At 74.4% G+C, this 22,732-nt stretch carries 19 protein-coding genes; 10 read left to right on the top strand and 9 right to left on the bottom strand.

Translation table 11 applies throughout. From position 1 onward, the window contains the following. The first annotated feature begins 28 nt into the window (after positions 1 to 28). The 3 genes from ACN20G_RS14275 to ACN20G_RS14265 all read left to right on the top strand — a co-directional run bounded on the left by ACN20G_RS14275 (position 29) and on the right by ACN20G_RS14265 (position 3,248). On the top strand, positions 29 to 658 hold the full coding sequence (locus ACN20G_RS14275; protein WP_424213155.1) for a hypothetical protein: 630 nt from the start codon (positions 29 to 31) through the stop codon (positions 656 to 658). Between the two features lie 78 nt (positions 659 to 736). Continuing rightward, entirely contained in the window at positions 737 to 1,513 is a 777-nt protein-coding gene (locus ACN20G_RS14270; RefSeq protein WP_424213154.1) for a Mut7-C RNAse domain-containing protein, read from the top strand. Positions 1,514 to 1,556: 43 nt separating this feature from the next. Then, entirely contained in the window at positions 1,557 to 3,248 is a 1,692-nt protein-coding gene (locus ACN20G_RS14265) for an FAD-dependent monooxygenase (RefSeq protein ID WP_424213153.1), read from the top strand. Positions 3,249 to 3,303: 55 nt separating this feature from the next. On the opposite strand, the gene ACN20G_RS14260 is transcribed toward ACN20G_RS14265, so the two are convergent. After that, on the bottom strand, positions 3,304 to 3,882 hold the full coding sequence (locus ACN20G_RS14260; protein WP_424213152.1) for a hypothetical protein: 579 nt from the start codon (positions 3,880 to 3,882) through the stop codon (positions 3,304 to 3,306). Positions 3,883 to 4,046: 164 nt separating this feature from the next. Between ACN20G_RS14260 and ACN20G_RS14255 the strand changes: the two genes are divergently transcribed. Together ACN20G_RS14255 and ACN20G_RS14250 are read left to right on the top strand one after the other, a co-directional pair. Beyond that, the gene (locus ACN20G_RS14255) at positions 4,047 to 4,382 is read left to right on the top strand and encodes a YnfA family protein (protein WP_424213151.1); all 336 of its coding nucleotides are present in this window, start codon (positions 4,047 to 4,049) and stop codon (positions 4,380 to 4,382) included. Between the two features lie 105 nt (positions 4,383 to 4,487). Further along, positions 4,488 to 5,258 (top strand): SDR family NAD(P)-dependent oxidoreductase, encoded by a 771-nt coding sequence (locus ACN20G_RS14250; protein WP_424213150.1) that lies wholly within the window; start codon positions 4,488 to 4,490, stop codon positions 5,256 to 5,258. 38 nt (positions 5,259 to 5,296) lie between these two features. Here ACN20G_RS14250 and ACN20G_RS14245 read toward each other — a convergent pair whose 3' ends face one another. Further along, the gene (locus tag ACN20G_RS14245) at positions 5,297 to 5,983 is read right to left on the bottom strand and encodes a polysaccharide deacetylase family protein (RefSeq protein ID WP_424213149.1); all 687 of its coding nucleotides are present in this window, start codon (positions 5,981 to 5,983) and stop codon (positions 5,297 to 5,299) included. A 214-nt stretch (positions 5,984 to 6,197) separates the two neighbouring features. After that, entirely contained in the window at positions 6,198 to 7,391 is a 1,194-nt protein-coding gene (locus tag ACN20G_RS14240; RefSeq protein ID WP_424213148.1) for an RtcB family protein, read from the bottom strand. Between the two features lie 206 nt (positions 7,392 to 7,597). On the opposite strand from ACN20G_RS14240, the gene ACN20G_RS14235 reads away from it, so the two are divergent. The 3 genes from ACN20G_RS14235 (at position 7,598) to ACN20G_RS14225 (ending at position 11,045) form a co-directional block, all read left to right on the top strand. Continuing rightward, positions 7,598 to 8,509, top strand: a complete 912-nt coding sequence (locus ACN20G_RS14235) for a DUF3558 domain-containing protein (RefSeq protein ID WP_424213147.1) — start codon at positions 7,598 to 7,600, stop codon at positions 8,507 to 8,509. 135 nt (positions 8,510 to 8,644) lie between these two features. Further along, a complete protein-coding gene (locus ACN20G_RS14230) occupies positions 8,645 to 9,487 on the top strand; it encodes a DUF3558 domain-containing protein (protein ID WP_424213146.1) in 843 nt (280 codons plus the stop codon). 160 nt (positions 9,488 to 9,647) lie between these two features. Next, entirely contained in the window at positions 9,648 to 11,045 is a 1,398-nt protein-coding gene (locus tag ACN20G_RS14225) for a DUF2637 domain-containing protein (RefSeq protein WP_424213145.1), read from the top strand. A 67-nt stretch (positions 11,046 to 11,112) separates the two neighbouring features. Here the strand turns inward: ACN20G_RS14225 and lysS are convergent, their stop codons facing one another. Beyond that, the gene (gene lysS, locus ACN20G_RS14220; protein ID WP_424213144.1) at positions 11,113 to 12,837 is read right to left on the bottom strand and encodes a lysine--tRNA ligase; all 1,725 of its coding nucleotides are present in this window, start codon (positions 12,835 to 12,837) and stop codon (positions 11,113 to 11,115) included. Between the two features lie 240 nt (positions 12,838 to 13,077). On the opposite strand from lysS, the gene argS reads away from it, so the two are divergent. Beyond that, complete coding sequence (gene argS, locus ACN20G_RS14215) at positions 13,078 to 14,850, top strand: arginine--tRNA ligase (RefSeq protein ID WP_424215503.1); 1,773 nt, start codon at positions 13,078 to 13,080, stop codon at positions 14,848 to 14,850. Positions 14,851 to 14,971: 121 nt separating this feature from the next. Then, positions 14,972 to 16,147, top strand: coding sequence for a DUF418 domain-containing protein (locus tag ACN20G_RS14210; protein WP_424213143.1), 1,176 nt, complete (start codon positions 14,972 to 14,974; stop codon positions 16,145 to 16,147). Between the two features lie 37 nt (positions 16,148 to 16,184). Here ACN20G_RS14210 and hemB read toward each other — a convergent pair whose 3' ends face one another. The 5 genes from hemB to ACN20G_RS14185 all read right to left on the bottom strand — a co-directional run bounded on the left by hemB (position 16,185) and on the right by ACN20G_RS14185 (position 22,718). Further along, on the bottom strand, positions 16,185 to 17,186 hold the full coding sequence (gene hemB / locus ACN20G_RS14205; protein WP_424213142.1) for a porphobilinogen synthase: 1,002 nt from the start codon (positions 17,184 to 17,186) through the stop codon (positions 16,185 to 16,187). 342 nt (positions 17,187 to 17,528) lie between these two features. After that, positions 17,529 to 19,202: a uroporphyrinogen-III synthase gene (locus ACN20G_RS14200; RefSeq protein ID WP_424213141.1), complete on the bottom strand. Its 1,674-nt coding sequence runs from the start codon at positions 19,200 to 19,202 to the stop codon at positions 17,529 to 17,531. Then, positions 19,199 to 20,170, bottom strand: a complete 972-nt coding sequence (gene hemC / locus ACN20G_RS14195; RefSeq protein WP_424213140.1) for a hydroxymethylbilane synthase — start codon at positions 20,168 to 20,170, stop codon at positions 19,199 to 19,201. The genes ACN20G_RS14200 and hemC overlap by 4 nt, the downstream gene beginning before the upstream one ends. Further along, positions 20,167 to 21,894: a glutamyl-tRNA reductase gene (locus tag ACN20G_RS14190; protein ID WP_424213139.1), complete on the bottom strand. Its 1,728-nt coding sequence runs from the start codon at positions 21,892 to 21,894 to the stop codon at positions 20,167 to 20,169. Before ACN20G_RS14190 ends, hemC begins: the two co-directional genes overlap by 4 nt. After that, on the bottom strand, positions 21,891 to 22,718 hold the full coding sequence (locus ACN20G_RS14185; protein ID WP_424213138.1) for a redox-sensing transcriptional repressor Rex: 828 nt from the start codon (positions 22,716 to 22,718) through the stop codon (positions 21,891 to 21,893). The genes ACN20G_RS14190 and ACN20G_RS14185 overlap by 4 nt, the downstream gene beginning before the upstream one ends. Positions 22,719 to 22,732: the final 14 nt, after the last annotated feature.

Raw genomic sequence — 22,732 nt, 5'->3', positions numbered from 1 at the left:
TGACAGGCAAGACCAGTCGGGTGGAGATATGCAACGCGGTGGTGGAGCGGGCGAGGGTACCGACGGGCTGGGCCCCGAGCGTGCCCACCGTCGGGGCCGGCACCGCAGGCGCGGCGCCGAGACCTCCGGTTCCGGCCACGAAGCCGCCCTCCCCCACCAGCACCGGCACCCCTCCGAACCCGGCACCGAGTACGAGACGGGCGGGCCCGGGGGGCGCGGCATGGGCGTGACGTACAAGTACTTCGGCGCCCCGGACGGCGCGACCGCCGCCCGCGTGCCGATCTCGATGCGGCCCGAGGAACTGGGCGGCGACGAACTGGGCCAGGGCGGCATGTTCACCCGGATCAAGCCGGAGACGATGGCCGCGATGGTCCTCACCGGCATCCAGGGCATACCCCTGCACAAGGTCCCGCCGCTGGAACTCGTGGTCCTGCACCCGGACTACGCCGTCGTCAAGCTGCCCATGACCGTGGTCGACCCGCTGCGCGGGGTCGGCGAGGAGTCGGTGGGCGCGGCGGCGTTCATCTGGTCCACCGTCCCCGACCGGGGCGGCCCCTCGGACGCGTTCAACGTCTACCGCCTGCTGCACGAATGGCAGGACTTCTCCCACCGCCTCCACGAGGCCGGCCACCAGCCCTACTGCCTGGTCTGGCCGTAGCGGGCCGTCCTCGGCGCACCCGGTGAGCGGGCCGGAAAATGCTCGGGTGGGTGAGGTGGGGGCCGGCATTCTGGGGGTGTGACCGCTTCGGAGATCCAACTCGCCCTCGCCCCCGAACTCCTGCTGTTCGCCCCGCCCGCCCGGCGCCTGCCGCGCGTGGCGACCGTCGTGGACGGCAGTTCCAGCGTGGGGCACGTGGTCGAATCGGCCGGGGTGCCGCTCACCGAGGTGGGCCGGCTGCTCGTGGACGGCGCGGCCGTGTCCTTCGCGCACGTGCCCCGGGGCGGCGAGCTCGTCGAGGTGTTCCCGCCGGTGCGCCGCGCCCCCCTCGACGGCGCCGACCCGACGCCCGGACCCGAGGGGGAGCCCGCGCCCCGGTTCCTGCTCGACGTGCACCTGGGCACCCTGGCCCGGCGACTGCGGCTGCTCGGCGTCGACGCCGCCTACGACAGCGAGGACCCGGGGGACCCGGCGCTCGCGGCCCGGTCGGCCGCCGAGCGGCGGGTGCTGCTCTCGCGGGACCGGGGCCTGCTGCGGCGCCGCGAGATCCACGCGGGCGCGTACGTGTACAGCGACGACCCGGAGGAGCAGCTCGACGACGTGCTCAGCCGGTTCGCGCCGCCGCTGCTGCCGTGGACCCGCTGCACCGCCTGCAACGGCGCCCTGCGCCCCGCCGACAAGGACAGCGTCGGCGACCGGCTCGAAGGGGGCACCCAGCGCTCGTACGACGTGTTCGCCGAATGCGGCGACTGCGCGCGGGTGTACTGGCGCGGCGCCCACCACGCCCGGCTGGAGGCGATCGTCGAGCACGCCCTGAGCCGTTTCGGACCGAGCGTCGATCGAGCCGTCCGGTAACACGGGCTGTCCGGGCGGGGTACGGCCGGCAGACTGCTGGTTCATGACCGATGCCACGTCCGCACCCGTCAACGAACCCGCCGACGAACCCGCCGCCGGCCGGCCCGTCGAGGCCGCCGCCCCGGTGGCCGACCCCCTGCCCGAACCCGCCGAGCGGCCCGCCGCCGCGCCGCCCGTCGCCGAGGGCGACACCGGGGCCGGCGCCGAGGGCGGGCCGGATCCCGTGCCCGATCCGGCGCCGTTCCCGCCCCGCCCCGGCGCCCCCGGCACCGGGCCCGCCGACATCGACGTGGCGGTCGTCGGCGCCGGCCCCACCGGGCTGCTGCTCGCCGGCGACCTCGCCGCCGCCGGGCTCCACGTCACCGTGGTCGAACGCCGGCCCCGCACCGCCCCCAACCTGACCCGGGCCTTCGCGGTGCACGCCCGCACCCTCGAACTGCTCGACAACCGGGGCCTCGCCGACGACCTGGTCAAAACCGGCCGGCGCCTCGACGCCCTGCGCCTGTTCGACTCCTTCGAGCTGCCCCTCTCCTCGCTGGCCCGGCACCGGACCCGGTTCCCCTTCGTGCTGATCACCCCCCAGTACGAGACCGAGCGCCTGCTGGAGACCCGCGCGCGGGACGCCGGCGTCGAGTTCCTCTACGACACCGAACTCCTCGACTTCGAGCAGGACCTCGACAGCGTCGAACTGACCCTGCGCGCCCCCGACGGTCGGGTCCTCACCCGGCACGCCCGCCACCTCGTCGGCGCCGACGGCCACCGCTCCACCGTCCGCGAGGGCCTCGGCCTGCCCTTCCCCGGCGCCACCGTCGTGGACTCCATGGTCCTGGCCGACGTGCGGCTCGACGAGGCCCCCGAGGACCTGCTCACCGTCAACGCCACGGAACGCGCCTTCGCGTTCGTCGTGCCCTTCGGCGACGGCCGCTACCGGGTGATCGGACGGCGCCGGGAACAGGGCCCGGCCGGCGGGCCCGCCGAGAGCGACCCGGTGGACCCGGAGGAGCTGCGCGCGATCCTGCGCGAGGCCCTCGGCACCGACCACGGGATGCACGACCCGACCTGGTCCGGCCGCTTCCACAGCGACGAACGCCAGGCCCCGCACTACCGCGTCGGCCGGGTCTTCCTCGCCGGCGACGCCGCCCACGTGCACTCCCCCGCCGGCGGCCTCGGCATGAACACCGGCCTCCAGGACGCCGCGAACCTGTCGTGGAAGCTGGCCGCCGTGCTCACCGGCCGCGCCCCCGACCCCGAGGCCCTGCTCGACAGCTACGAGCGCGAGCGCCACCCCGTCGGCCGGCTCGTGCTGCGGGCCAGCGGCGCCCTGGTCCGGCTCGCCCTGGCCGACTCCCCCGCCGTCCGGGCCGCCCGCGACCTGGGGGCGCGCGTGCTGAACGCCGCCGAACTCGCCCGTCGCCCCGGACTCGGCGTGGTCTCCGGCCTCGGCATCTCCTACCCGCCGCCGGCCGGTTCCCGCCGGCCCGCCGGGCGCCGCGCCCCCGACGTGCTGCTCGCCGAGGGCCGGCTGCACGAACAGCTGAACGGCACCGACTTCCTGCTGATCACCCCGCCCGACACGGCCGCCCCCGACCGCGCCGGTCTGCGGCACGCGCACTGGGCCGATCCGGCCCGTTCGGCCGCCGCCCTGGTCCGCCCGGACGGCTACCTCGCCTGGTCCCACCGGGACCCCGACACCGCCGAGCTGACGGCCGCCCTGGACCGCCGGCTGCTGCCCTGAGCCCACGGCGGGGCCCCGCCCGACCGGGCCGGGGCCCCGCCACGGCACGCCGACCTCAGAACGCGTACGCGTCCCCCGTGTCCAGGGCCAGCACCACCTGCTCGTCCCCGCCGTGCCGGCCCTCCCCCGGGCCGCCGTTCCACCACGTGTCGATCCGCACGGTCACCTCCGCCGGTCGCTCCCGCAGCCGCATGACCAGCCCGATGTGCCGGCCCGTGCCGTGCGCCGGCAGCGCGCCCGTCTCGCACACCACCTCGCGCGCCCCGGTCCGCGCGCACCCCTCCGAGAGTTCCTGGCGCGGCCCGGGCGCCGCCGAGAACCGGAACCGCACGGTGGCGTTCTCCACCCCCACCGGCCCGCGGTTCTCCGGCACCAGCCACACCGTGAGCCGGCCCTGCGCGAGCACCACCCGCCCGTGATAGTCCAGGTCGGCCGCCGCCTCCCGCCCGCTCCCGGCCCCGACGGCCCCGGGGGCCGCCACCGCCGTCGGCGCGAGCACGAGGGAACCGGCGAGCAGCGCGCCCGCCGTCACCCCCACCCGGCCGCGCCGCACCACACCGCGCACCGTCCGACGCACCGCGTCGCCGACCGCCCCGACCATTCGGACCACACCGCCCACAGGGACCACCTCCACGCGGCGGACCGTAGCCAAGGCCCCGGGCGGGCCATCGGACCATCACACGAACGTGGGCAAGCCGGCCCCCATCCGCACGCACCCATCCGCGCCCGCGCACGCCCCCACCCGCGCGCCCCCCGCCGGCCCGGGCCCGGTCACCGTGCTCCGGTTACCGTGCTCCGGTGACCGTGCTGCGTTCCATCGCCCTCTTCGCCCTCGCCGCCCTCCTGGAGATCGGCGGTGCCTGGCTGGTCTGGCAGGGGGTGCGCGAACACCGGGGCTGGGCCTGGATCGGCGCCGGCGTCATCGCCCTCGGCCTGTACGGATTCGTCGCCACCCTCCAGCCCGACGCGAACTTCGCCCGGGTCCTCGCCGCCTACGGCGGGGTGTTCGTGGCCGGCTCGATCGCCTGGGGCATGGTCGCCGACGGCTACCGGCCCGACCGCTGGGACGTGATCGGCGCCCTGGTCTGCCTCGCCGGCATGGCCCTGATCATGTACGCGCCCCGGGAGCGCTGACCCCCGTGCTCCCGGGCCCCGTCGGCCGCCCCGCCGCCGGCCGGAATTCGACCGTACGATCGACCTGCGGCACGCGCCCCGCCCCCACCGTCGAGGAGAAGCACCATGAGCAGCAGCACCACCTCCGTCCGCACCGCCGTGGTCACCGGCGCCGGTTCCGGGATCGGCGCGGCCACCGCCCGCGCCCTGGCCGCCGAGGGGCTGCGCGTGGTCCTCGTCGGCCGGCGCGCGGACCGGCTCGACGCCGTGGCCAAGGAGATCCGCGAGGCCGGGCACCTCGCCGACGCCCACCCCCTCGACATCACCGACCGGGCCGCCGTGAACGCCCTGGCCGCCTCCCTCGACCGCTGCGACGTGCTCGTCAACAACGCGGGCGGCGCCCTGGGCGCGGACCCGGTCGCCACCGGCGACCCGGCCGACTGGCGCACGATGTACGAGGTCAACGTGCTGGGCACGCTGCACATGACGCAGGCCCTGCTGCCCGCGCTCACCGCCTCCGGCGACGGCACCGTCGTGGTGCTGTCCTCCACCGCCGGCCACTCCACCTACGAGGGCGGCGCCGGCTACGTGGCCGCGAAGAACGGCGCCCGGGTGCTCGCCGAGACCCTTCGGCTGGAGATCGTGGGGCAGCCGGTGCGCGTGATCGAGATCGCCCCCGGCATGGTGAAGACGGAGGAGTTCGCCACCACCCGCTTCGGCGGCGACGCCGAGAAGGCCGCGAAGGTCTACGCGGGGGTGGCCGAGCCGCTCTCCGCCGAGGACGTGGCGGAGACCGTGGTGTGGGCCGTCACCCGCCCCGCGCACGTGAACATCGACCTGCTGGTGGTCCGTCCGCGCGCCCAGGCCAGCAACACCAAGGTGCACCGCGAGCTCTGAGCACGCCGACGGACCGTCGAGGGGGGGCGGGCGATCGGCTAGAGGATCCCGGCCGTCTTCAGGCGCGGGGTGAGCGCGGCGGGCTTGAGCCCGGCCGCCTTCGCCGCGTCGAGGGCGCGCCGCAGGTCCCCGGCGAGGCCGGGGGTGAAGTGCAGCAGCACGATGTCCCCGGCCTTGAGCTGCGGGGTGGGCGGCGGGGTGTCGCCCCAGGTGGTGAAGTCGTGGGTCCAGGTGATCAGTGCCTTGACCCCGCACGCCTTCGCGGCCAGCCGCACCTCGTCGTTGACGGCCCCGTAGGGCGGGCGCAGCAGTTTGGGGGTCCGGCCGAAGGTCGCGGCGACCTGCTCGCCGGCCCCGCAGACCTCGGCGTCCTTGCCGGCCGCGTCGAGGGTGGTCAGGTCGGGGTGGTTGACGGTGTGGTTCTCGAAGTCCACCCGGCCCTGTTCGGCGAGCGAGGTGTAGTAGCCGAGGTCGTAGGAGAACGCGCCGGGCAGCAGGAAGAGGGAGGCCGGGACCCGTTCGCGGGTGAGGATCTCGGCCGCCGCCGGGTCGTGGTTCCAGCCGTCGTCGACGGTGATGAACACGACCTTGTCGGTGGTGGGGACGTGGTCCACCACCGGGGGCAGGCCGACCTTGGCCTGGGCGGAACCGGCCGCTCCGAGGCCGGTCGCCAACGCGACGCACAGCGCCGCCAATACGCGGGACGCCCGCGTGCCGATCGTCATGCGGCACAAGATGGTCTAGACCAACTGCGCCCGTCAACCCCCCGTGTCACCACCGCCCCCGCCCACGCCGGCGCACATCCCCGTGAACCCACCCCGACACCCCCGGAACCCCCCACCCCCACTTCCGCCCGCACGCGAACGGGCGGCGCCCGGCCGGGAACCCCCGCCACGCACCGCCCGCGTCCAGCGCGTCCGCGTCCACCGCGTCCGGGCCTCAGCCCTTGACGCAGATCACCTGCTTGAGCCGCGCCACCACGGCCACCAGGTCCTGCTGCTGCTCGATGACCTGCCCGATCGACTTGTACGCGCCGGGGATCTCGTCCACCACCCCCGCGTCCTTGCGGCACTCCACCCCCCGGGTCTGCGCCTCCAGGTCCCGCGTGGTGAACTTCCGCTTCGCGGCCGTCCGGCTCATCTTCCGACCCGCCCCGTGCGAGGCCGAGTTGAACGACGCCTCGTTGCCCAGGCCGCGCACGATGTACGACTCGGTGCCCATGGACCCCGGGATGATCCCGAACTCCCCGTCCCCGGCCCGGATCGCGCCCTTCCGCGTCACCAGCAGGTCCATCCCCTCGTACCGCTCCTCCGCCACGTAGTTGTGGTGGCAGCTGATCTCCGGCTCGAAGGACACCTTGGCCTTGCGGAACTCGCGCCGCACGACCTCCTTGAACAGGGCCATCATCACGGCCCGGTTCCACGTCGCGTACTCCTGCGCCCAGTACAGGTCGGAGCGGTACGCCTCCATCTCGGGGGTGGCCGCGAGGAAGACGGCCAGGTCCCGGTCGACCAGGCCCTGGTTGTGCTCCAGCCCCCGGGCCACGGTGATGTGGTGCTCGGCGAGTTCGTTGCCCACGTTGCGCGAGCCGGAGTGCAGCATCAGCCAGACGGCGCCCGTGTCGTCGAGGCAGAACTCGACGAAGTGGTTGCCGGTGCCCAGGGTGCCGAGCTGGCGCGCGGCCCGGTCCCGCCGGAACTTCACCGCGTCGGCGATCCCGTCGAAGCGTTCCCACAGGTCGTCGAGCCCGTCCGCGTCCACCCCGTACAGCCGCGTGGGGTCCACCGGTTCGCGGTGGATGCCCTTGCCGACGGGGATGGCCGCCTCGATCCGCGTCCGCAGCCGCGACAGGTCCCCGGGCAGGTCCTCCGCCGTGAGCGAGGTCCGCACCGCCGACATGCCGCAGCCGATGTCCACGCCGACCGCCGCCGGACACACCGCGTCCTTCATGGCGATCACGGAGCCGACGGTGGCGCCCTTGCCGTAGTGCACGTCCGGCATGACGGCCAGGCCCTTGATCCACGGAAGGCCGGCCGTGTTGTGGAGCTGCGCCATGGCTCGCTCCTCCACGGTTCGCGGGTCGGTCCACATCCGGATCGGAACCCGCGCTCCCGGCACTTCTACAAAGGACATGACAAGCCCACCATTCGATTGCCCCACTACCCTGTCAGAACAGAAAAGTCCGAATACGCGAAAAGGCCATGCCCAGGCCCCCGAACAGGGCAGGGACCGGGCGACGGCGCGGACGCGTGCGGTACACATGGTGTTCACCGCCCACCGCGTCGGGCAACGCGTTTTTCCCCCGCCCGTCGCGGGACCTGCGAAGGGAGCCCCTCCACGTGCTGCGCAAGCCGGGCACACGCCGCGCCGCCCTGTCCCCTCTCGTGGCGCTGGCCGCGGTCGGCGCCCTGGTCGCCGGCTGCTCCGCCGGCGGCGACACCGGCGACGTCACCGGCGACTCCAAGCCCGGCGACGGCGGCACCTCCGCCGCCGCCCCCGGCAAGTACCGGGTGCTGCCCTCCCCCTGCAAGGCGGTCGGCGCCAAGAGCGTGAAGCGGATGGTGCCCGCCCCGGACGCCTACACCACCGAGCAGCGCGAGCAGCTCTACGCGGGCACCCCCGACACCGCCTACGACGGGGACCGCCGGGTCGGCTGCCGCTGGAACGCCGCGGGCCCCGACACCACCCGGCAGTTGCGCGTCACCTTCGAACGGGTCGTCTCCTACGACCGCTCGGTCGGCGACGAGGTCGAGGCCCACCGGGTCTGGGAGCGGCTGCTCACCGACGCCGGCCTGCCCGCCGAACCCACCCCCGGCGGCTCCGAGCCGGCGACGCCCCCGTCGACCGCCCCCGCCTCGCCCGCGCCCTCGGCCTCGGCCGCCTCCTCGGCTCCCGGCGCGAACCCGCAGGAGGGCGGCACCCCGACCCCCGTGCCGAGCGGCTCGGGCGGCGCCCCCTCCGCCTCGGGTTCGCCCGCCCCGTCCGCCTCCGGCCCGGCCGGCGCCGGCCCCCTGGCCTCCCGCCGGCTCGACTCCCTGGGCACCGAGGCATTCCTCGACGACCGGCTGGACGCGGCCGGGTCCATGGCCCAGTCGCGCACGGTCCGCGTGGTCTTCCGCACCTCCAACGTGATCGTCACCGTGGAGTACGGCATCCACCCCAAGCTGCCCGGCGCCATCCCCGGAGCGGCCGAGACACAGGCCCTGACCAGGGAACTCGCCGAGGCGCTGGCCGAGGGCATGGAGGACTGAGCGGCCTGGGACGGGGCCCGGGCGCGGTCCGCGCCGGCCCCCGCGCGGGGCGCCGGCGGACGCCCTCGTCAGCGGACGGCCACCCGATCGGGCTACGGTGGCACGGTCCCCTTGACGTTCTCGGATGAAGGAACCATGCACCGATCAGCCTCGCGCCTCACCCGCGTTCTCGCCTGCGCAGCCGTCCCGGTGATCCTCACGGTCGCCGGTTGCTCCTCCGACTCCGGGAAGTCCTCGGACACGGGCAAGAAGGAGAAGTCCGCCTCCTCCGACGCCGCCGGCTCCTCCTCCGCCCCCTCGGCCGCGCCCGAGGAGAAGGCGAAGTACGCGAAGCTGCCGGAACCCTGCAAGCTGTTCTCGGCGAAGAGCATCGGCGACCTGGTCCCCTCCGCCAAGGAGAAGGGCGGCACCCCCGCCAAGTCCAACGACCTCGCCGCCCGCGCGAGCTGCTCGTGGAACGGCCTGGAGTCGGACGGCCTGAAGGGCTCCGACTACCGCTGGCTGTCCGCGTCCCTGGTCCGCTACGACTCCCACGACGGCCTCGGCGGCGCCAACAAGCGCGCCGAGGAGCAGTTCGCCAAGCAGGTCGCGACGGCCAAGGGCACCGCCGGGGCGAAGAGCGTCAAGGAGAGCCCCGAGGCGGGCATCGGCGACAAGGCCACCACCATCACGTACACCGTCACCAAGGACGACGCGCCGTCCTTCAACACCACCGTCGTGGTCCGGGTCGAGAACATCGTCCTGTCCCTGGACTACAACGGCGCCGCGTTCGAGGGGGCCACCGAGCCCGACCACGACAAGCTGCTCGCCAACGCGATCGGCGCGGCCAAGGAGGCCGTCGGCGTCATCGACGGCAAGGGCGGCGGCGGCACGAAGTCCGACGCCCCCAAGCCCTCCGGCTCGGCCTCCGCGAAGCCCTCCGGCAGTGCCTCCCCCTCCGCGACCCCGAGCGGTTCGGCCTCCTCCGACAGCGAGTGACGCCCGCCGGTCCCGGGCCGGCACGCGGTGGGCACGCACCCGCCGCGCGCCGGCCCGGGACCTTCGGCGGCCGAACCGGGATCTCCCCGAGAGGTGATTGACACCCGGTCAGCCGTACGCTGTGCTCTCACAGCTCGTCGCCAGTGGGAGGGGATCGCGGGTGGCCGCGATACAACTGACTCGTACGCACCGGATCCTGATCGGCGTGGTCATCGCCGGAGCCGTCGTCATCGCCGGCATCGGCTTCGCCGGCAGTTACGCGGCCGTGCGCGAACTGGCGTTGAAGAAAGGTTTCGGCGACTTCTCGCTGGTCTTCCCGATCGGCATCGACGCCGGCATCTGCGTCCTGCTCGCCCTCGACCTGTTGCTGACCTGGATCCGGATCCCGTTCCCGCTCCTGCGGCAGACCGCGTGGCTGCTCACCGTCGCCACCATCGCCTTCAACGGCGCCGCCGCCTGGCCCGACCCGCTCGGCGTCGGCATGCACGCCGTCATCCCGGTCCTCTTCGTGGTGACCGTCGAGGCCGCCCGGCACGCCGTCGGCCGGATCGCCGACATCACGGCCGACCGGCACATGGAGGGCGTCCGCATCACGCGCTGGCTGCTCTCCCCCGTCCCCACCTTCAAGTTGTGGCGCCGGATGAAGCTCTGGGAGCTGCGCTCCTACCAGCAGGCCGTCACCATGGAGCAGGACCGGCTGATCTACCAGGCCCGGCTCCAGGCCCGGTTCGGGCGCGGCTGGCGCCGCAAGGCCCCCGTCGAATCCCTCGTCCCGCTCCGGCTGGCCCGGATCGGCGTGCCGCTCTCACAGACCGCCGCCACCGGACTCGCCGCCGCCGGCATCGAACCCGTGCTGCTGCCGCCGGCCCCGCCGGCCGCCGAACTCCCGGAACCCACCGCCGCGCCGGCCCTCCCCCAGGCCACACCGCGGGAGACGCCCGGGGCGCAGACGGCGCAGACGGCACCGACCGCGACACCCCCGACCGCGACCCCGGCCGCGACGGCCCCGCAGGAGATCCCCAACCCCCTGCCCACCCCGGTCATCGTGCAGGCCGAACAGCACCACCGCCCGCACCAGCCCGCCCCCTTCGCCGTGGACCCCACCGCCATGCCGGCCGCCCACAACAGCGCCTGGTTCGCGGCCCCCGTCGCCCCCAAGCAGCGCGAGGAGCACGCGACGGCCGAGGCCGAGACCGAGCACCCGGCCCCCGCCGAGGAACACCCCGCGCCCGAGGCCGGCGTCGAGCCCCGCCCCACCGTCCCCGCCCCCCGCGCCGAGTCCGCCCCGGCCCCCACCGGGCCCGCGCCCGAACCGGCCCCCGCGCCCGCGCCGGAGGAGCACCGCCGCACCGAGGCCGACCTGCGCGAACTGGCCTACGAGGTGTTCAGCACCCGCGTCGCCGCCACCAACGTCATCCCCACCCCCGGCGAACTCGCCGACCTCATCACCGAGCGGCACGGCCCCCTCGAACCCCACGAGACGGCCCGCGTCGGCCGCCTGATGCCCGAGATCAAGGCCCGCTGGCAGCGCGAACTCGAAAGCGAGCACATCGCCTGACCCGCCCCGACACGCCGAAGGGCCCCCGCACCGACCGAAGTCGGCGCAGGGGCCCTCGTCACATCCCCTACGCGCCCAGCAGCGTCCGCACCCGGTCCGCCCCGACCGCCAGCAGCAGCGTGGGCAGCCGCGGCCCGGTCTCCCGGGTCACCAGCAGGCGGTACAGCAGCGCGAAGAACGTGCGCTGCGCGACCTTCAGCTCCGGCGTGGGCTTGGCGTCCGGCGCCAGCCCGGCCATCACCTTCGGCACGCCGTAGACGAGCGTGGTCAGCCCGTCCAGCGACCAGTTCTCGTCCAGCCCGGCCACCAGCAGCCGCAGCGACTCGCGGCCGTCCTCGTCCAGCGAGCCCAGCAGCTCGGCGTCCGGCTCGGAGCGCACCAGGGTCCGCTGGTCGGCCGGCACCTGCGTGGAGATCCAGTTCTCGGCCCGGTCCAGGCGCGGCCGGACCTCGTCGAGGGAGGCCGGCGGGTCGCTCGGGTCCAGATCCGCCAGGATCCGCAGGGTCTGCTCGGCGTTCCCGGCCGTGATGTCGGCGACGGAGGCCAGCGTCCGGTACGGCAGCGGGCGCGCGGTGCGCGGCAGCTCGCGCTCCGCGGTGCGCACGGCGCGGGTGTGCGCGGCGGCGTCCGCCGGCAGCACCGAACCGTCGGCGACCTTCGCCTCCAGCTTGTCCCACTCGTCGTAGAGCCGCTGGATCTCCTGGTCGAAGGCGATCTTGAAGCTCTGGTTCGGGCGGCGACGGGCGTACAGCCAGCGCAGCAGCTGCGGCTCCATGATCTCCAGCGCGTCGGCCGGGGTGGGCACCCCGCCCTTGCTGGAGGACATCTTCGCCATGCCGCTGATGCCCACGAACGCGTACATCGGGCCGATCGGCTGCTCGCCGCCGAAGATGTGCACGATCTGGCCGCCGACCTGGAACGAGGAGCCCGGCGAGGAGTGGTCCACGCCCGAGGGCTCGAAGACCACGCCCTCGTAGGCCCAGCGCATCGGCCAGTCGACCTTCCAGACCAGCTTGCCGCGGTTGAACTCGCTGAGCTTGACCGTCTCGGTGAACCCGTCCTCGGCGCAGACGTACGTCAGCTCCGTGGTCTCGTCGTCGTACGCGGTGACGGTGGTGAAGTCCTTGTCGCAGCGCGCGCAGTACGGCTTGTACGGGAAGTACTCGGCGCCCTCGGCGCTGCCGTCGTCCTCGGACGCGGCGCCCGAGCCCTCGGCGGCCTCCAGCTCGGCCTCGTCCACCGGCTTCTGCGACTTCTTCGCGGCCTTCGGCTTGGTCCGGTACTGGGCCAGGACCGCGTCGATGTCCCCGCGGTGGCGCATCGCGAACAGGACCTGCTCGCGGTAGACGCCCGAGGTGTACTGCTCGGTCTGGCTGATCGGGTCGTACTCCACGCCCAGCTCGGCCAGCGCCTCGACCATCGCGGCCTTGAAGTGCTCCGCCCAGTTCGGGTGCGCCGAGCCCTCGGGGGCCGGCACGGAGGTCAGCGGGCGCCCGATGTGCCGCAGGTGCGACTCCTCGGTGACGCCCGGGATGCCCTTGGGGACCTTGCGGTACCGGTCGTAGTCGTCCCAGGACAGGACGTGCCGCACCTCGATGCCCCGGCGGCGGATCTCGTCGGCGACCAGGTGCGGGGTCATGACCTCGCGCAGGTTGCCCAGGTGGATGGGGCCGGAGGGGGAGAGTCCGGACGCGACGACCACCGGTTTGCCGGGTGCTCGACGCTCCGCCTCGGCGATGACCTCGTCGGCGAACCGGGAGACCCAGTCGGTCTCGGTGCTGCTCTGAGCCACGACACGTCCTTCTATCTCGAATGCTGGCTTTGCCCATTCTCCCAGACGGCGACGGCCGCCCCGGGGTTGCCCGGCGACCGGCCCCGGCCGTTATCGCCGTGAATCGGAAGGCCCCTGCGTGGGATACTCGTGACCGCCGCGCGCGACGCGCGCGAGCCGCCCCACCCCGCCGCCCCGGCGGACCGGGCGGCCCCGCACCGGCGCCGGCACCGACCCGACCACTCACAGGAACGGCAACTCATGGCCTCGGTCCACTCCCTCGCTTCCTCCGTCGACCAGCGCGTCGCGGCAGCCCTCGCCTCCGCCCTCCCGGCGGACCGCGACGCGGCCGTCGACCCGCTGCTGCGACGAAGCGACCGGGCCGACTTCCAGGCCAACGGGATCCTCGCCCTCGCCAAGAAGGCCAAGGCCAACCCGCGCGAACTGGCCGGCACCGTGGTCGCCGCCCTCGACAAGGGCGACGTGATCGCCGACGTCGAGGTCTCCGGCCCCGGCTTCCTGAACATCACCGTCTCCGACCGCGCCATCATCGAGACCCTCGCCGCCCGCGCCGCCGACGGCGACCGGCTCGGCGTGGCCCCCTCCGACACGGCCGGCACCACCGTCATCGACTACGCGCAGCCCAACGTCGCCAAGGAGATGCACGTCGGCCACCTGCGGTCCGCCGTGATCGGCGCCGCCATGGTCGAGATCCTGGAGTTCACCGGCGAGACCGTGATCCGGCGCCACCACATCGGCGACTGGGGCACCCAGTTCGGCATGCTCATCCAGTACCTCCTGGAGCACCCGCACGAGCTGGACCACAAGGGCGAGGACACGGCCGTCTCCGGCGAGGAGGCCATGTCCAACCTCAACCGCCTCTACAAGGCGTCCCGGGCCCTGTTCGACTCCGACGAGGAGTTCAAGACCCGCGCCCGGGCCCGCGTCGTCGACCTCCAGGCCGGCGACCCCGAGACCCTCGCCCTGTGGCAGCGGTTCGTCGACGAGTCGAAGATCTACTTCTACTCCGTCTTCGACAAGCTCGACATGGACATCGCCGACCCCGACGTGGTCGGCGAGTCCGGCTACAACGACATGCTCGCCGAGACCTGCCGGCTGCTGGAGGAGTCGGGCGTCGCCGTCCGCTCCAACGGCGCGCTGTGCGTGTTCTTCGACGACGTCAAGGGCCCCGACGGCAACCCGACCCCGCTCATCGTGCAGAAGTCCGACGGCGGCTTCGGCTACGCCGCCACCGACCTGTCCGCGATCCGGAACCGGGTCGGCGAGCTGAAGGCGTCCACGCTGCTGTACGTGGTCGACGCCCGCCAGTCCCTGCACTTCAAGATGGTCTTCGAGACCGCCCGCCGGGCCGGCTGGATCACCGACGGGGTCAAGGCCGTGCAGCTCGCGTTCGGCACCGTCCTCGGCGCCGACGGCAAGCCCTTCAAGACCCGCGAGGGCGAGACCGTCCGCCTCGTGGACCTCCTCGACGAGGCCGTCGAGCGCGCCGCCGCCGTGGTCCGCGAGAAGGCCCAGGACCTCGGCGAGGACGAGATCGCCGAGCGCGGCGCGCAGGTCGGCATCGGCGCCGTCAAGTACGCCGACCTGTCCACCTCCGCCAACCGCGACTACAAGTTCGACCTGGACCAGATGGTCTCGCTGACCGGCGACACCTCCGTCTACCTCCAGTACGCCTACGCCCGGATCCGGTCCATCCTGCGCAAGGCCGGCGAGGCCCGCCCCGTCGCCCACCCGGAACTGGCCCTGGTCCCCGCCGAGCGCGCCCTCGGCCTGCACCTCGACGCCTTCGGCGCCCTCGTCGGCGAGGCCGCCGCCGAGTACGCCCCGCACAAGCTGGCCGGCTACCTGTACCAGCTGGCCTCCCTGTACACGGGCTTCTACTCCGAGTGCCCGGTCCTCAAGGCCGAGACCCCGGAGCAGGTCGAGAACCGTCTCTTCCTGTGCGACCTGACCGCCCGCACCCTCTCCAAGGGCATGGCCCTGCTCGGCATCCGCACCCCCGAGCGCCTCTGATCACGGGCACCCCGCGCGACGGGCGCCGGCCGGACCCCCACGGGTCGGGCCGGCGCCCGTCGCCGTTCACCTGATCGTCCCTTTACGGAACCATGACCATCCCGTGGGCCTCTTCACGAACATGGGAACGAGTCGCCTCATCGGACTGGACGCCGCCCGCGGGCTCGCCGTCCTCGGCATGTTCGCCGTCCACGTCGGCCCCCCGCCCCGCCCCGAGGGCGCCGGCTGGCTGCTGGTCCTCGCCGACGGGCGCGCCCCCGCCGTCTTCACCCTGATCGCCGGCCTCTCCCTCAGCCTGGCCCGCGCCGGCTCCGGCGCCGCCCCACCCCTGCGCGCCACCCTCATACGCTGCGCCGTCCTCGGCGCCCTCGGCCTCGCCCTCGCCGCCCTCTCCCCCGGCATCCTGGTCATCCTGGCCTTCTACGCCGTCTACTTCCTCGCCGCCGAACCCCTCACCCGGCTGCGGACCCGCCGGCTGGCCCTGATCGCGGGCGCCTCCGTCGTCCTCGGCCCGGTCCTCTCCCACCTGCTGGGCCCACACCTCGGCTACCGCACCGGCGGCCGGGGCACCACCCCCGTCCCCGCCGACCTCACCAGCTGGCACGGGGTCGCCGGCGCCCTGCGCGAACTCCTCCTCGGCGGCGCCTACCCCCTGCTCACCTACCTGCCCTACGTGCTGGTCGGCATGGTCCTCGGCCGCGTCTTCGCCCTCGGCGAGCCGCGCGCCCCGCTCCGGCTGGCCGGATTCGGCGCCGCCGCCGTCCTCCTCGGCCACGGCCTGTCCTGGCTCGCCCTCGGCCCCCTCGGCGCCCGCGCCGAAATCCTGCGCGCCATAGCCGCCGAACACCCCTGGGCCCTGACCGCCGCCGACCCCGTGGCCGCCGTCCTCGCCTCCCAGTACGGCGCCGTCCCGGGCACCGCCCCCGAATGGCTGCTGCTGGCCGGCCCCTACAGCCAGACCCCGCTGGAGACCCTCGGCAACATCGGCGCCGGCGCCCTCCTCGTCGCCGCCGCCACCGCCGCCGCCCGCTCCGCCCCCGTCGCCCGCCTGCTGCGCCCGCTCGCCGCCGTCGGCGCCATGGCCCTGTCCGTGTACGTGGCCCACGCCCTCGTGCTCGCGCTCCTCACCCACGGGTGGAGCGGCTGGGACGTGCTCCTCGGCTTCAGCGCCGGCGCCCTGCTCGGCTGCGTGCTGTGGCAGGCCGCCTGCCGCCGCTCCGACCTGCGCCGGGGCCCCCTCGAATGGCTGCTGCGCCGGCTCACCACCGCCGCCGGCCCGCGCCGCGCCCCCGCCTGACCCGCACGAGGGGCACGGCGGGGCGCGGCGGTCCCGCTCAGCCCTCGCGCCGCAGCAGCCCGGCCGCCTCGGTGGCCCAGTAGGTCAGGATCGTGTCCGCGCCGGCCCGCTTGATGCCGAGCAGGGTCTCCAGGATGGCCCGCTCGCGCTCCACCCAGCCCTTCTCGGCGGCGGCCTCGATCATCGAGTACTCGCCGCTGATCTGGTAGGCGGACACCGGCACGTCCACCGCCTGCGCGACCCGGTACAGGATGTCGAGGTAGGGGCCGGCCGGCTTCACCATCACCATGTCGGCCCCCTCCTCCAGGTCCAGGGCCAGCTCGCGCAGCGACTCGCGCGCGTTCGCCGGGTCCTGCTGGTACGTCTTGCGGTCGCCCTGGAGGGAGGAGCCCACCGCCTCCCGGAACGGGCCGTAGAACGCCGAGGAGTACTTCGCCGTGTAGGCCAGGATCGCCACGTCCTCGTGCCCGGTCTCGTCGAGCGCGTCCCGGATCACCCCGACCTGGCCGTCCATCATCCCGCTGGGACCCACCACGTGGACGCCCGCGTCGGCCTGCACCTGCGCCATCTCCGCGTACCGCTCCAGGGTCGCGTCGTTGTCGACCCGGCCCTCCGCGTCCAGCACCCCGCAGTGCCCGTGGTCGGTGTACTCGTCCAGGCACAGGTCCGACATGATCACGAGGTCGTCGCCGACCTCGGCGCGCACGTCGCGGATCGCGAGTTGGAGGATCCCGTCCGGTTCGGTGCCGGCCGTGCCCAGCGCGTCCTTGTTCTCGTCCGCCGGCACGCCGAACAGCATGATCCCCGAGACCCCGGCCGCGACCGCCTCGGCCGCCGCCTTCCGCAGCGTGTCCCGGGTGTGCTGCACCACCCCGGGCATCGCCGAGATCGCCAACGGCTCCGAGATCCCCTCGCGGACGAAGGCGGGCAGGATCAGGTCCGAGGGGTGCAGACGGGTCTCGGCGACCATCCGGCGCATCGCCGGGGTGGTCCGCAGCCGGCGGGGCCGGGAGCCGGGGAAGGAACCGTACGCGCTCATCTTCGTGTCGCCTCTTCGCTCTTCGCTTCGTCGTCGTCGCCGCCGAACCCGGCCGGCCCGTCCAGCCTAGTGCTGTGGCCGGGAAGGTTTGCCGGGTCGCGGTGTTCGGTGCGGTGCATCGCAAGGCGGAGGACTGCCGGGAGTACCGGACGTACTTCGGTGGTCCGACAACGCCGCGAGGTGCCGTGCCGGGCGCCGTGACACGGTGAACCTTTGCGGTCGCAGCACTAGGGGGTCGGCCGGTACCGCGCGGGCTTCCCCCGGGGACACGACGGCGGGGCCGGGCCGGGAGCTCGTCCCGACCCGGCCCCGCCGGATGTTCCACGTGAAACCTCGCGCGCCTCAGGTGGTGGTGCGCCGCCGCCGCGCCCCGGGGCGCCGCTCGCTGGGCCGGTACACGGCCTCCCCGGCCGCCTTCGCCGCGTCCCGGCGCGCCGCGCCGTACTCGGCCAGCGCCTCGGCCAGCCGGCCCACGCTCGGCTCGGGCGAGAGCACGTCCACGCGCAGCCCGTGCTCCTCGGCCGTCTTCGCGGTGGCCGGCCCGATGCAGGCGATCACGGTCACGTTGTGCGGCTTGCCCGCGATCCCCACCAGGTTGCGCACGGTGGAGGAGGAGGTGAAGAGCACCGCGTCGAACCCGCCGCCCTTGATCGCCTCCCGCGTGTCGGCCGGCGGCGGCGAGGCCCGCACGGTCCGGTACGCGGTCACGTCGTCGACCTCCCAGCCCAGCTCTATCAGCCCGGCCACCAGGGTCTCCGTCGCGATGTCCGCGCGCGGCAGGAACACCCGGTCGATCGGGTCGAAGACCGGGTCGTAGGGCGGCCAGTCCTCCAGCAGCCCGGCCGCCGACTGCTCACCGCTGGGCACGAGGTCGGGCTTCACGCCGAACTCCACCAGCGAGGCCGCCGTCTGCTCGCCGACCGCCGCGACCTTGATGCCCGCGAAGGCCCGCGCGTCCAGCCCGTACTCCTCGAACTTCTCGCGCACCGCCTTGACCGCGTTGACGGAGGTGAACGCGATCCACTCGTAGCGGCCCGTCACCAGGCCCTTGACGGCCCGCTCCATCTGCTGCGGGGTCCTGGGCGGCTCCACCGCGATGGTCGGCACCTCGTGCGGCACCGCGCCGTAGGAGCGCAGCTGGTCCGAGAGGGACGCGGCCTGCTCCTTGGTGCGCGGCACCAGCACCCGCCAGCCGAACAGCGGCTTCGACTCGAACCAGGCCAGCTCCTCCCGGCGGTCGACCGCGCAGGTCTCGCCGACCACGGCTATCACCTGCCGGCCGCCCTCGGGGGAAGGCAGGATCTTGCCCTGCTTGAAGACCTGCGCGATGGTGCCCAGCGTCGCGGTCCAGGTCCGCTGCCGGGTGGTGGTGCCGGCGACCGTGACGGTCAGCGGGGTCTGCGGGGAACGCCCGGCGGAGACCAGCTCCCCGGCCGCCGCCGCCACCGTCTCCAGGGTCGCGGAGACCACCAGGGTGGACTCGCTCGTCCCGGCCTCGGCCCAACAGCGCGGGGAGGCGGTCCGGGCGTCCAGGAAGTGCACGTCGGTGCCGGTCTTGTCGCGCAGCGGAACCCCCGCGTACGCGGGCACGCCGACGGCCGTCGCCACGCCCGGGACCACCTCGAAGGGGATCCCCTCGGCGGCGCAGGCGAGCATCTCCTCGCCCGCGTTCCCGTCGAGCCCGGGGTCGCCGCTGACGGCACGGACGACCCGCCTGCCGGCCCGCGCGGCCTCCATGACAAGATTGGCCGCGTCCCGGATCACCGGGACCCCGGCGGCGGCCGACGCCTCGTCCACGACGGTGAGTTGTGGCGTGTCGACCCCGGCGCGCGCGTGCGTGCGCACGACGTCGAGCACGTCGGGTTCGGCGATCAGGACGTCCGCGCCGCCGAGGGCCTCGACGGCCCGCAGCGTCAGCAGTCCCGGATCGCCCGGACCGGCACCGAGGAAGGTGACGTGCCCGTGGGCGACGGGTGCGGCGAACGCGGAGGTGGTGGTGGGATGTGTGGAGGTCAAAGCACTCGCTCCCCCATCAGACCGGCCGCGCCCTTGGCCAACATCTCGTCCGCGAGGCCACGGCCGAACGCCGTCGCCTCCTCGGACGACCCGGGCACTGGACCAGTGGTGGACAGCTGCACCAGCGTGGCGCCGTCGAGGGTTCCGACGACTCCGCGCAAGCGCATCTCGGTGGCATTCTGCCCGTCGCCCAACAGGTCGGCGAAAGCGCCCACGGGAGCGCTGCAACCGGCCTCCAGGGCGGCGAGCAGGGTTCGCTCGGCCGTCACCGCGGCCCGCGTGTGCGGGTCGTCGAGGACGGCGAGTTCGGCGATGAGGTCCGCGTTGGACGCGAGGCACTCGACCGCCAGCGCCCCCTGGCCGGGGGCGGGCAGGACGTGGTCCACGGCGATGAGGTCGGTGGCCTCGTCGCCGCGACCGATCCGGTTGAGGCCGGCGGCGGCGAGCACGACCGCGTCGAGTTCGCCGTCGGTGACGAACCCGATGCGGGTGTCGACGTTGCCCCGGATCGGGACGGTTTCGATGCGCTTGCCCAGGTTCCGGGCCCACGCGTTGAGCTGCGCCATCCGACGCGGGGAGCCGGTGCCGACCCGTGCCCCGTCGGGAAGTTCCTCGAAGCGGAGCCCGTCGCGGGCCACCAGCGCGTCGCGCGGGTCCTCGCGGCGCGGCATCGCGGCGATCACGAGGTCCTCGGGCTGCGCCGTGGGCAGGTCCTTCAGCGAGTGCACGGCGAAGTCGACCTCGCCGCGCTGGAGCGCGTCGCGCAGCGCGCCGACGAACACGCCGGTGCCGCCGATCTGCGCCAGGTGCTCGCGGGAGACGTCGCCGTACGTGGTGATCTCCACCAGTTCGACGGGCCGGCCGGTCACGGCGCGCACGGCGTCGGCGACGTGACCGGACTGGGAGACGGCCAGCTTGCTGCGGCGGGTGCCGAGGCGGAGCGGCCGCGCGTCGCGTCCTGAGTTCATGATGCCCGTCCTGAGGTGTCGTTCTTCGGGTCGCCGGCGTCCGCCCGGCTGACGGAGGCCACCGCCCCCGGGTCGAGGTCGAAGAGTTCCCTCAACGCCTCGGCGTAGTCGGCGCCCCCGGGTTCCCCCGCGAGCTGCTTGACCCGGACCGTGGGCGCGTGGAGCAGCTTGTCCACGACGCGGCGCACGGTCTGCGTGACCTCGGCCCGCTGCCGGCCGTCGAGTTCGGGCAGCCGGCCGTCGAGCCGGGCCACCTCGGAGGCGACGACCTCGGCGGCCATGGCCCGCAGCGCGATCACGGTCGGGGTGATGTGCGCGGCGCGCTGGGCGGCGCCGAACGCGGCCACCTCGCCGGTCACGAGGGTGCGCACGGCGTCCACGTCGGCGGCCATCGGCGCGTCGGCGGCGGCCTCGGCGAGGCTCTCGATGTCGACGAGGCGCACCCCGGGCAGCCGGTGGGCGGCGGCGTCGATGTCACGGGGCATCGCGAGGTCGAGGAGGGCCAGGCGCACCGGCACCCCCGCCTCGGCGCGGTCCCGGGCGGCGGCGCGGGGCTGCCGGCGGGCGGCGGCCTCGCCCTGGTCGGCCCAGGTGCCGTGGAGTTCGAGGGACCCGGCGTCCACACCGGCCAGCGCGGAGCGGCCGTCGGCGGAGCGGGTCGGGTCGGAGGCCAGGGCGTCGAGCCCGACCGGGCAGCCCTCGCGTTCGCTCTGGGCGGCGAGGGTGCGGGCGGCGCCGGCGTCGGAGATCCGGCCGCCGGAGCGGCTGAGCTCGGCCAGTCGGGCCACCACGTCGGCGGGCACGCCGGGGGCGGCCGGGGCCGCGGGCGCGATGTCCTCGGGCGCGTCGGCCGATTCGGGGGCGTCCTCGCCGGGGTGGCCCAGGAGCCGGTCGGCGACGGCGGCGGCCACGTCCTCGCCGGTCAGCACGAGGCCGGTGGCCCCGGTACAGGACACGGCGACGTCGGCGCGGGCCAGCTCGGCGGGGACCTCGCTCATGAGCACCGCGCGGGCGCGCACCCCGGTGCCCGAGGCAACCAGGATCTCCGCGAGGCGCTCGGCGCGCTCGGCGGTCCGGTTGGCCACGACGATCTCGGCGACCCCGGCCCGGGCCAGGGTGGCCGCGGCCAGGGAGGACATGGAGCCGGCGCCGATGACCAGGGCCCGCTTGCCGGCGGCCCACTCGGGCACCGGGGTCTCGCGGGCGAGCTGCTCCAGGCCGAAGGTGACCAGCGACTGCCCGGCCCGGTCGATGCCGGTCTCGGAGTGGGCGCGCTTGCCCACCCGCAGGGCCTGCTGGAACAGGTCGTTGGTGAGCCGGCCCGCGGTGTGCAGTTCCTGGGCCTGGGCCAGGGTGTCCTTGATCTGCCCGAGGATCTGCCCCTCGCCGACCACCATCGAGTCCAGGCCGCAGGCCACCGAGAACAGGTGGTGGACGGCGCGGTCCTCGTAGTGCACGTAGAGATAAGGGGTCAGTTCCTCCAGCGCGACCCCGCTGTGCTGGGCCAGGAGGGTGGAGAGCTCGGCGACGCCGGCGTGGAACTTGTCCACGTCGGCGTAGAGCTCGATCCGGTTGCAGGTCGCCAGCACGGCGGCCTCGGCGGCCGGTTCGCACGCCACGGTGTCGTGCAGCAGCTTGGTCTTGGCGTCGCCGGAGAGGGAGGCCCGCTCCAGGATGCTGACGGGCGCGCTGCGGTGGCTCAGGCCCACGACGAGGAGGCTCATGCCGGCATCACCGCCGGTACCTCGCCCTCCGGTCCGCCCTTGCGGGGGGCGACGGCGGCGCGGCCGGTGGGCGCCACGGGCGCGCCGGCGCCGGGCGCGGCCTGGGTGACCGGGCCCTGGCCGGACATGGCCTCGGCGACGGCGGCGGCCGAGGCGGCCTCCTCGCCGGCCTTGCGCTGCTCGTGGAAGGCGAGGATCTGGAGCTCGATGGAGAGGTCCACCTTGCGCACGTCCACGCCCTCGGGCACGGACAGCACGGTGGGCGCGAAGTTGAGGATGGAGGTGACGCCGGCGGCGATCAGGCGCTCGCTGACCTGCTGGGCGGCGCCCGCGGGGGTGGCGATGACGCCGATGGAGACGCCGTTCTCCTCGATGATCCGTTCCAGCTCGTCGGTGTGCCGCACGGGCATGCCGGCGACCGGCTTGCCGGCCATCGCGGGGTCGGCGTCGATCAGGGCGGCGACCCGGAAACCGCGGGAGGCGAAGCCCCCGTAGTTGGCCAGGGCGGCGCCCAGGTTGCCGATCCCGACGATGACGACGGGCCAGTCCTGGGTCAGACCGAGCTCGCGGGAGATCTGGTAGACGAGGTATTCCACGTCGTAGCCGACCCCGCGGGTGCCGTAGGACCCGAGGTAGGAGAAGTCCTTGCGGAGCTTGGCCGAGTTCACGCCGGCGGCGGCGGCCAATTCCTCGGAGGAAACGGTGGGCACCGATCGCTCGGAGAGCGCGGTGAGGGCCCGCAGGTACAGCGGGAGCCTGGCGACGGTGGCCTCGGGAATGCCTCGGCTGCGGGTCGCCGGTCGGTGAGTTCGGCCAGTTGCCACGGTGCTCCTGCGGG

This window comes from Streptomyces dryopteridis (genome assembly GCF_049606955.1).
GTDB lineage: Bacteria > Actinomycetota > Actinomycetes > Streptomycetales > Streptomycetaceae > Streptomyces.
Note: the sequence above shows the minus strand (reverse complement) of the source record. Positions and strands in the feature narration are given on the sequence as shown.